The following is a 10,268-nucleotide window of genomic DNA, read 5'->3' on the forward strand; positions in this document are numbered from 1 at the left end:
CCCGCGGCCGTAGAGCCGTCCGGCGTCCACCACCGGCTGGTACGGGTGGCGCGTCCATCCTTCACCGGCGGGAACTACGTCCGAGTGGCCCAGGAACATCACGGGTCCCGCTTCTCCACCAGGCAGGGTCGCCACCAGATTAGGCCGGCCGGGCGCGGCCTCGGAGACCGCAACTTCCAGCCCATACTGCTCACAGGCCCGGCGGAGGACCTCGACGGCGGCCGCTTCCGTGCCGCCGGGATTCTCGCTGGGAGCGGCAATCAGGTCGGACGCCAGCTGGACGAGTTCGGCTTCGTCGATGTACTCCAGCACGCGTTGTTCTTCCGGAGTCAATGTTTGGGGGCTCAACGGCCTGCCTTTCCTGCTGCCAGTTCCTTATCCATTGCGTTCGCCAGGCGTTGTACGCCTTCATCAATCCGTTCCGGGGTGGACGAGGCAAAGCACAGCCGCAATGCCTCGTCGAACTTTCCGGAGGGAGAGAGGGATGGGCCGGGGATGAAGGCGACGCCTTCGGCCAGAGCCGTTTCGAACAGTGCCTTCGTTGAGATCTCTGCATCCTCGCCTTGGAGCGTGACCCAGAGGAAGAAGCCACCTTCCGGATCGGTGCAGCGTACCCTGTCGCCAAGGTAACGCTGCAGTGCGTCCTGCATGGCGATTTTCCGTTCCCGGTACACCGAACGCAATTCGGTCAGGTGGTCGTCGAGGCCGCCGCGGCGGATGAACTCCGTGACGATGTGCTGGTTCGGGACGTTGGTGCAGGTATCCATCGCCTGCTTGGCATTGATGACCAGCTGGCGCAGCGACGGATCGGTGTTGACCCAGCCGACGCGCAGTCCCGGGGCGAGGATTTTCGAGAATGTCCGCACCGAGAACAGCAGCGGGTCCTCCGGGCTGATCGAGTGGAAACCGGGAATGTCTTCGCCGGCGAAACGCAGCAGGCCGTACGGGTCGTCGTCGATGATAACCGAATTCCATTCGTGTGACAGTTCCAGCAGCCGTTCCCGCCGCGTCGCCGACATGGTGGTGCCGGACGGGTTCTGGAAATTGGGAATGACGTAGATGGCCTTCGGTTTCCGCCCGGCCTGTTTGATCAGATCCGGCAGTGCTTCGACCACCATGCCGTCTTGGTCCATCGGTGCCTCGAGCAGCTCTGCGCCGTAGCTGAGCGCAGTGGCGCTGCCGTTCGTGTAGGTGGGGCTTTCGACCACTACAAGGTCGCCGGGATCGACGAAAATCTTGCAGGCCAGGTCCAGTCCCTGCATGCCGCCCGCGGTAATGGTGACCCGCTCGGCCGAGGTGGGCTCCGCCGTCGTCGATAAGTAACCGAGCAATTGGTCCAGCAGTTGCGGTTCACCCTCAGTGGCACCGTAGGTGAAGGAGCTGTGGTCCAGTTTGGTGCCGGCAATTTCGCGGAAGACCTCCATCGGAATGGCTTCGTCCGCCGGGGCGCCCATGGCGAAGCGGACAATGTCGTGTTTCTGGGCGGCGAGCAGCGACGTGCTGGAGTCAATGACGGACCCCACAAGCTGGTCGGCGCGCCGTGCGAGGGGCAGGGCCTTCGGATTCATCTCAACTCCTAATCTGGGTCAGTCGGCGGGGGAAGCTGGTAAAGGGTTCGACGCCGGTGGCGGAGACGCGGAAAGGTTCCGAGAGCTCATAGCCGTAACCCTTCATCCACATCCCGCCGATCAGGTGGAACGTCATGTTTTCTTCGAGGACCGTGTCGTCTTCGGAGCGGATGCTGACGGTCCGCTCCCCCCAGTCCGGCGGATAGCCAAGGCCGATCGAGTAACCGAGCCGGGAGGGTTTTTCCAATCCGTGTGCCCAGAGGACGCTGTTCCAGATCCGCACCAGTTCGCGGATCGGTACCCCGGGTTGGATGGCGTCCATCACCGCATTGATACCTTCGTCGGCGGCTGAGGAAACCCGGACGAGCTCCTCGGATGGCTCACCCAGGATGACGGACCGGGCCAGTGGCGTGTGGTACCGCTTATAGGCGCCGGCAAGTTCCAAGACGACAGCCTGCCCGGCCTCGAACCGGTCCTCCGTCCAGGTCAGGTGCGGCGCGTCGGAAGCTTCGCCTGTGGGCATCATCGGGACAATCGCCGGGTAGTCTCCGCCGACGTCGGGCGTTCCTGCAATCTGCGCCTGGCTGACGGCAGCGACGACGTCGCACTGGCGTGCCCCAACCCGGATGGTGTCCAGGGCGACGCTCATCGCGGCGGAAGCGACGACGGCGGCCTTGCGCATCAGCTCGATTTCCGCCGGGGATTTGATCAGCCGGACCCAGTTCACCAGCTCGAAGCAGTCCACGAAGTCCCACTCGGGAATCGCGTTCACGAAGGCGCGGTAGCCCTTGGGGGAGAGGAAGTGCGCATCCATTTCCAGACCGATATAGCCGGACGCCGCGGGAGCAATGACGGCGCGCTCGCGGAGCATGAACGACACCCAGTCGAAGGGATGGATGTGCGGGCGGTGAATGTACCGTTCCGGATAGCCGATGATGTTCTCCAGCGGCAACCAGGAGGTGCGGAAGCCGGGTCTGGCGTCCATCTCCCGGGCGAAGAAGATCATGTCGCCGACGGCGGGGACAAAAAGGATCTGCGGGGTGTAGAAGGACCAGGCGTTGTAGCCGGTCAGGTAGTTGATATTGGCTGGATCGGCGATCAGCAGCGCGGATAGCCCCTGCTCGGCCATTCGACGCCGCGTGGCCGCAAGGCGCTCAGCGTACTCTTCCGTCGAAAAGTCCACGGAAAACCTTCTCTCACTCGCCAGTCAACACTATTCACGCTACGTCCGCCGCCACCGGGCAACAAGGGTCCGTCCGCCGTGGTCATTCCTCTGCTGGATGGCGGGCGTCGGGATTTCCGTCCAACAACTGCGCCAGGTGCAGCCCTACGCGTCCAGGTTCGAGCTGGTTGACCTGCATCAGGCAGCTGAAACCGTCGGTCAGCACCGGAACATCGTCGGCGGTGGCCAGCAGGGCCGGGACCAGCGCCTGCTCGGCCACCTGCATGCTGACGTCATAGTGCTCGGCCTCGAAACCGAAGTTGCCCGCGACACCGCAACACCCCGTCGCTTCGCGGACATCGCCGACACCGAGCGCTTTCAACGCCGAACGTTGCGTCGCATCGCCGAAGACCGAATATTCGTGGCAGTGCGTCTGGACGGTAACGGCGGCCGGAGCCTGTCCACCGCTCCATTGCGGCTTCCAGTCACCGGACGCCAGCTCAGTAACGGCGCCGGCGAAGCTGCTGATCCTTGCTGCAACACGGTGGGCCGCTTCGGTCTGCACCAGTTTGGGCAGGTCCTCCTTCAAGGCGGCTGCACAGCTGGGTTCGACGACGACGATGGGCCGGTCGGTGCCGTCGTCGAGCGTTTGGGCTGTCTTGGTGAGGATCTTCTTTGCGGTGCCGAGCTGCCCTGTCGAAATCCAGGTCAGCGCACAGCAGGATTCAGCATTGCATTGCACCGTTTTGCCAGCACTCTGCAGTACCCGCTGGGCGGATCCGGCGACTTCCGGGCGGAACCCGCGTGTGAAGGTGTCGATGAAAAGCACCACGTCGGCAGGCGTGGTGGCGGTGTCGCCAGCGGTCGTAGTGCCACTTGTGCTGGAAGCGCCGTCGCCAGAGCCCAGCGCCCGGCGCAGGGCTGCCGCCGTCGTGAATTTTGGCAGTGTCCGCTTGGTGGTGAGGCCACCAAACCGGGCGGCGACATTCTTCAGCGGCGTGGCCAGCACCAGATTGACCAGCGGCGCTGTCCGGGCGGTAATTTTCAGCCACCAGGGCAACCAGCCGAGGGAGTAGTGCGACATCGGGCGGCGTTTGCCCGCGTAGTAGTGGTCATAGAACTCAGACTTGTACGTGGCCATGTCGACGCCGACCGGGCAGTCCGTCGAACAGGCCTTGCAGGAGAGGCAGAGGTCGAGGACCTCCCGCGCCTCCTCAGACTTCCACCCTTCGCTGACCGTCTTCGCCCCGCGCACCATCTCCTGCAGCACGCGGGCACGGCCGCGGGTGGAGTCCTTTTCGTCGCGGGTGGCGCGGTAGCTCGGGCACATGACGCCGCCGGATTCCGAGCGGCATTTGCCAATCCCGACGCAGCCCTGGACGGCGTGCACGAAGGAGTCCAGTTGCCGGTTACCGCCGCTGCGCCTTTCGCTGGTAGCCACGTTGCCGTCGCCGTCATTGAGCACCGCCGCGTCTTTGCCGGACCGTCCGCTGGCCGCCATATCCGTTCCCGGCTGGACCGCCTCTCCGTGCACCGGGCGCAGATCGAAACTGGTGCGCCATTCGCGGTCCGGGACGCCCTCCAGCCAGAGGTTGTCCATCATGCTGTCGGGATTCACCAGCGTTCCGGGGTTGAGCACCCCGGCCGGATCCCAGATGTTCTTGAACCGGGCAAAGGCGGCCAGGATCTGGTTTGAATACATCACCGGCAGCAGCTCGGACCGCGCCCGGCCGTCGCCGTGTTCGCCGGAGAGCGAGCCGCCGTGCTTCACCACGAGTCTGGCCGCGGCCCGCACGAAACCCGCCATGACCTTGCGTCCATGGTCGGTCCTCAGATCGAACGTGATCCGCACGTGCGTGCACCCGGCACCGAAGTGCCCGTACAGCACGCCGTTGAGCTTGAAGGAGTCCAGCAGGTCCTGGAAGTCGGCCAGGTAGTCCGCCAGTTTCTCCGGCGCGACGGCGGCATCCTCCCAGCCGCCCCACGATTCCCCGCCGCTGTAGAGCCGGGTGGCCAGGCCGGCACCATCCTCGCGGACGCGCCACAGCGACGCCCGTTCGGCGGTGTCCGGAACGGTCCGGCCTTCAACCAGGCGGCCGTTCTCCTTCAGCCGGACCAACAGTTCCTCGGCCTGCGCCGCGACGGCATCGGCATCGTCACCGTCCAGGTCGACATACAGCCACGCTTTACCTCCGGGCAGGCCCTGCACCGAGTCCGGTCCGCGCCGGACCCGCATGGTCTTGACGATGGCCTCGTCGATGCCTTCAATCGCGGCAGGCCTGAATTCCAGAATGGTCATGACATCCCTGGCAGCCGCCACGACGTCGTCGTACCCGAGGCTGACCAGCAGTGCGGCCTTGGGTGAGGGGACAAGTTTCACCTTGGCGGAAACCACGATGGCGCACGTACCCTCGCTGCCCACCAGTGCCCTGGCAGCGGCGAAGTGGTTCTCCGGCAACAGATGCGCGAGGTGATAACCCGAAACCTGACGGGGAATCTGACCGAGCTCCAGGCGGAACTCCTTCAGATGGTCGTGGGTCAGAATCTTCAGCTCGTCGGTAAGGGATTCGGCGCGCCGGATGGCCTGTTCATCCTGTGGGTCCGTGGCTGTCAGTCCGCTCTCCGTGGCGGTCAACCTGACTCCATCGGCGGTGACCAGGTCCAGGCTGATGACATGGTCCGAGGTGCGTCCATACCGGACCGAGTGGTTCCCGCAGGCGTCGTTGGCGATGGATCCGCCCAGGGTGGCGCGGCTCTTGCTGGACGGATCGGGTGCGAACGTCAGGGCGCCGCCGGTGGCTTCCTGCAATTTGCGCTGCAGCGTGGAGAGCACGATACCGGGTTGCACCTCCGCCGTGAGGTTTTCTTCTTCGATGGCGGTAATGGCCGTCATATAGCGGGAAAAATCCAGCACAAGACCGGGGCCGACGGCGTTGCCCGCCATGGAGGTTCCCCCGCCCCGGCTGATCAGCGCAATGCCGTTGCGGTGGCAGAACCTGGCAGTGGCCGCGACGTCGTCTGCATGGCGTGGAAACACCACTCCGAGCGGTGGAACGCGGTAGTTCGAGGCGTCATAGGAATACTCGGCCAGGCAACGCGCGCTGGTGTCGACGTCGACACCAGCGGCCTCAAGCTCGCTGAAAGTGCCATCGGCGGTGATGCCGGGATTGGTCGTCAGTGATGCCATCGCCGCTATCGGGCCTGCCTTTCCATGTCCCCAGTCACAACCATCATGGGTACATCGTCTGTGCCGCCATGATGGATTGTCAACAATCCGCATTGACACTGTGGATACGCGTTCCTAAAGTCATGAAGGTGGCAGCCATACAGAACAAACCGAAACTCGTCGTCCTCGGCGGCGCAGACCATCCCAAGCCCGCCGGTATGGATGAGATCGAGGCGCGCGCCGACGTGCATTACGCCGACGCGGACTCACTTGCCGAAGTGATCGAGGGGGCCGATGCGCTGCTGCTGTGGGACTTCTTTTCGTCCGCCTTGAAGGACGCGTGGCCGCATGCGGACAAACTCCGCTGGGTGCACGTCGCCGCGGCAGGGGTGGATGCGATCCTCTTCGACGAACTGGCCGCGTCCGACGTCGTCATCACCAATGCCCACGGGACCTTCGACCGGCCGATCGCCGAATACGTGCTGGCGGCAGTTTTCGCACACAACAAGGACCTGTACCGCAGCCACGACCTGCAGCGCGGGCGCACCTGGCAGCACCGCGAGACGCGTCTGGTTGCCGGTTCAAAGGCGTTGGTTGTGGGTACCGGCGGGATCGGCCGTGAGACGGCGCGGCTGCTCAGTTCGGCCGGTATCGAGGTGCGCGGAGTGGGACGCACCGCGAGGGAGAACGACGACGACTTCGGAACCGTGGTCGCGAGTTCCGGCCTTGTCGAGCATGTCGGCTGGGCGGACCACGTCGTCGTCATAGCTCCGCTGACAGAGCAGACGCGGGGCATGATCAACGCCGAAGTGCTCGCCGCCATGGACCCGTCGGCGCACCTGATCAATGTCGGCCGCGGCCAGCTGGTGGACGAGGCCGCCCTGATCGAAGCGTTGATGTCCGGTTCGATTGCCGCAGCGTCGCTCGACGTCTTTGAAGAGGAGCCGCTTCCCGAATCCAACCCGCTGTGGGATCTTCCCTCGGTACACGTCTCCGCTCATATGTCCGGGGACGTAATCGGTTGGCGGGGATCCTTAGGGGAGCAGTTCAAGGAAAATGCCATCCGGTGGCTCGACGGCGGGGAACTCGCGAACGTTGTCGATAAGGAACGTGGTTACGTGTCAGGTTCCAAGTAGCCGGGAAGGTGGAATTGCCGCCTGGCCCAAAGCGCCCCGGCCTTGACACGAACCTTGCCGGCTACCGGTGTTCAGCTTTGCTGTCTTTTGTCACGCCGGTGTCAACGCCGCCTTTTGGCATGGGGAGGATTTGAGTTGGGTGGACCACCAGGGCCGAACCGCCGCCACGCCGGGTTGGTTCGGAGACCGCGGTAAGCAGGCCATTTGGGCCGAATTCGATCGCGGTGGCCGCCCCGATCTCCGCGGCACTGGTGAACTGGTCGCCGGAGGCCGCCAGGTCGTGTCCGAAGGGTGCGAGCAGGGCGCCGTAGCGGTCGATGAACTCCGGTTCGGCCGTAACTTCGGGGGTATTCCGCTGTGATGCCCGGGGAGCGGCGATCGCCTCCGGAAGTGTCATGCTGCGGTCGATCCGGTTGAAGATCATCTGCGACACCGTGGTGATGATCGTTGAGCCTCCCGGCGTCCCGAGTGCAAGGAACGGCTGGCCTTCCTGCAGCACTAGTGTCGGTGCCATCGACGATCGCGGCCGCTTCCCGCCCGCGATCCGGTTAGGATCACCCGGTTCGTAGACGGTCGAGAAGTCCGTGAGTTCGTTGTTCAGCAGGAAGCCGCGTCCGGGAACCAGCATCCCGGATCCGCCGGTTTGCTCGATGGTCAGCGTGTACTCCACGACGTTGCCCCACCGGTCCGCGACGGTCAGATTCGTGGTGGACCTGTTCTCTGTGTCCTCGTCGAGAGAACCGGAACGGTCCGTCGCATTGCACTCTCCGTCATAGTTGTCGACATCGCCTGGCGCCACCGGCTTTTCGGCGGCTGTCTGTTCATCGATCGTGCAGGCACGTTCGGCAGCGAACTCATCGGAAAGCAAATCATCGAGTGGCACGTCAACGTATGCCGAGTCGCCGAGGTACGCGCCGCGGTCGGCGAACGAGAGCGCGCTTGCCTCGAGATAATGGTGCAGCGCCGCGCCGTCGTCCATCGAGCCGACGTCGTAGCCTTCGAGGATGTTCAGCGATTCTCCAACCGTCGATCCGCCTGAGGAGGATGGTGCCATCCCGTACACGTCGTAGCCGCGGTACGAAATGTGCGTCGGGTCCTGGATGAGTGCCTCATAGTCAGCAAGGTCGCTGGTCTCCATGTAGCCAGCGGGGACCGGCAGGTCGGTTGTTGGACTCTTGGGCGGGTTCTGTACCAGGTCGGCGATTTCGTCGGCGATAGGGCCTGTGTAGAACGCTTCCATTCCGGTACGGCCGAGCATCCGGTACGTCTTCGCGAGGGCAGGGTTCTTGAACACCGATCCAACGTCGGGCGCGTCACCGCCGGGCAGGAACAGTTTCGGCGTCGTCGTGTACGCCTCAAACCTCTCCTGGTTGTCCAGCGTCTGCTGGCGGAAGGTTTCGTCCACGACGAAACCCCTGCTGGCCAGTTTTGATGCAGGCTTGAGCGCCTTGGCAAGCGAGTATGTCCCCCACTGTTCGAGGGCCGATTCCCAGGTCGCAGGCGTACCGGGTACGCCGACCGAGACGCCGCTCGTCACGAGTTCCGGGGTGAAATTGAATGGCTCGCCGGTGGACTGGTCGATGAAAGCATCATTGGGCATAGCCATAGGTGCGGTCTCGCGGCCGTCGATAGTCTCCACCTCGCCTGACGATGCATCGTAGTGAACGAAGTAGCCACCACCACCCAGGCCTGCGCTGTACGGTTCTGTGACACCCAGGGCTGCGGCCGTGGCCACTGCCGCGTCGGTAGCATTACCCCCACGCTTGAGGACGTCGAGACCTACCTTTGACGCCTCCGGGTCGACCGAGCTGACCGCTCCGCCGTAACCAATACTCGTGGGGGTTTTGTCAGGATAGCGGGGATCGGCCTCGGCAGCGCCGGTTCCGAGACCGACTAGGGTACCGGCAATGAGCATCGCACCTGCCGCAGTGCCGGCTACAGCGCGTCGTCCAGCGCGCGCCTCTTGGATGTGGGTTCTCGATTGTGTCATGGCTCCTCCGGAGTAGACCCCCCAATGATGACCCGCCTAGCCTCGATCTTGCACCGTAGTTCCGCCTAACGCAAGAGCGGGCGCTCTACAATCGATCCACTGTCCAAGGCTGATTCCCCATGATGTGCCGCACCGGCCGCCGGGCTGTGACATGCGACTCGAAACCGTGGCGCTGCTCCGGTAGACTTGGTTGGTAAGAGCCCCTTTTCTCTTACAGAACGGATGGTTGATACCGTCCGGGTAAGATTGGCAAGGGGCATTTTCGTGCCCTGCATCCGTGCAGGGCCCTTGGCGAAAGCCGCAGCAGAAGGCAGGAGTTTCCATGCCCGCGATTGTGATTGTCGGTGCCCAGTGGGGCGACGAAGGTAAGGGCAAAGCGACCGATCTACTCGGTGGCCGGGTCGACTACGTTGTAAAGCCGAACGGCGGCAATAACGCCGGGCATACCGTCGTCGTCGGTGGTGAGAAGTACGAGCTGAAGCTCCTTCCCGCCGGCATCCTTAGCCCGAATGTGGTGCCGATCATTGGCAACGGTGTCGTCGTCAATCTTGAGGCCCTTTTCGAGGAAATCGACGGGCTTGATGCCCGGGGAGCGGACGCCTCCCGGCTGCGGGTTTCCGCCAACGCGCACCTGGTCGCTCCTTTCCACCAGGTGATGGACAAGGTCACCGAGCGGTTCCTCGGCAAACGGGCTATTGGCACCACCGGCCGCGGCATTGGACCGGCGTATATGGACAAGGTCGCCAGGTTGGGTATCCGTGCCCAGGACCTCTACGACGAGTCGATCCTGCGGCAGAAGGTCGAGGGCTCGCTCCGGCAGAAGAACGAGTTGCTGCTGAAGGTATACAACCGGCGCGACATCGGCGTGGACGAAGTTGTTGAGTACTTCCTGAGCTTCGCCGAGCGGCTCAAGCCCATGATCGTTGACTCTTCGCTGATGCTGAACCAGGCGTTGGACGAGGACAAAGTTGTGCTCCTTGAAGGCGGCCAGGCCACATTCCTCGACGTCGATCATGGCACTTACCCGTTCGTCACGTCATCGAACCCCACCTCCGGCGGCGCCTGCGTCGGCTCCGGCATTGGACCGACCCGGATCAGCAGGGTGGTTGGCATCGTGAAGGCCTACACGACCCGCGTCGGCGCGGGACCGTTCCCAACGGAACTGTTCGACGAGATGGGGGAGTACCTGCAGAAGACCGGCGGTGAATTCGGTGTCAACACCGGCCGGCCCCGCCGCTGCGGCTGG

General features: G+C 63.9%; 6 protein-coding genes and 1 pseudogene. 2 read left to right on the forward strand and 5 right to left on the reverse strand.

Annotation, left to right across the window (positions count from 1 at the left end):
* The 4 genes and pseudogenes from Y707_RS32735 to Y707_RS0108780 form a co-directional block, all read right to left on the reverse strand.
* Positions 1–348: pseudogene (locus Y707_RS32735) on the reverse strand (M20/M25/M40 family metallo-hydrolase); the annotation flags it as partial.
* Positions 345–1,568: an aminotransferase-like domain-containing protein gene (locus Y707_RS0108770; protein ID WP_026534806.1), complete on the reverse strand. Its 1,224-nt coding sequence runs from the start codon at positions 1,566–1,568 to the stop codon at positions 345–347. The pseudogene Y707_RS32735 and the gene Y707_RS0108770, both read right to left, overlap by 4 nt.
* A 1-nt stretch (position 1,569) precedes the next feature.
* On the reverse strand, positions 1,570–2,751 hold the full coding sequence (locus Y707_RS0108775) for a M24 family metallopeptidase (RefSeq protein ID WP_026534807.1): 1,182 nt from the start codon (positions 2,749–2,751) through the stop codon (positions 1,570–1,572).
* Positions 2,752–2,833: 82 nt separating this feature from the next.
* Complete coding sequence (locus tag Y707_RS0108780; RefSeq protein WP_051441801.1) at positions 2,834–5,917, reverse strand: FAD-binding and (Fe-S)-binding domain-containing protein; 3,084 nt, start codon at positions 5,915–5,917, stop codon at positions 2,834–2,836.
* 128 nt (positions 5,918–6,045) lie between these two features.
* Here Y707_RS0108780 and Y707_RS0108785 point away from each other — a divergent pair, with 128 nt between their 5' ends.
* Complete coding sequence (locus Y707_RS0108785; protein ID WP_442853286.1) at positions 6,046–7,032, forward strand: D-2-hydroxyacid dehydrogenase; 987 nt, start codon at positions 6,046–6,048, stop codon at positions 7,030–7,032.
* Positions 7,033–7,093: 61 nt separating this feature from the next.
* Here Y707_RS0108785 and ggt read toward each other — a convergent pair whose 3' ends face one another.
* Complete coding sequence (gene ggt / locus Y707_RS24575; protein ID WP_081744734.1) at positions 7,094–9,022, reverse strand: gamma-glutamyltransferase; 1,929 nt, start codon at positions 9,020–9,022, stop codon at positions 7,094–7,096.
* Between the two features lie 322 nt (positions 9,023–9,344).
* On the opposite strand from ggt, the gene Y707_RS24580 reads away from it, so the two are divergent.
* Positions 9,345–10,268, forward strand: a 924-nt coding sequence (locus Y707_RS24580) for an adenylosuccinate synthase (protein WP_035780924.1), incomplete at its 3' end; no start/stop codon positions are given.

Origin of the sequence: Arthrobacter sp. H14 (assembly GCF_000520495.1) — a bacterium.
In the GTDB taxonomy this organism is placed as follows: Bacteria; Actinomycetota; Actinomycetes; order Actinomycetales; family Micrococcaceae; genus Arthrobacter_C.

What these genes read in the sequence shown, in the direction of transcription:
- Y707_RS0108770 (WP_026534806.1), bottom strand. Translation starts at nt 1,568, where the DNA reads ATGAATCCGAAGGCCCTGCCCCTCGCACGGCGCGCCGACCAGCTTGTG.
- ggt (WP_081744734.1), bottom strand. Translation starts at nt 9,022, where the DNA reads ATGACACAATCGAGAACCCACATCCAAGAGGCGCGCGCTGGACGACGC.
- Y707_RS0108780 (WP_051441801.1), bottom strand. Translation starts at nt 5,917, where the DNA reads ATGGCATCACTGACGACCAATCCCGGCATCACCGCCGATGGCACTTTC.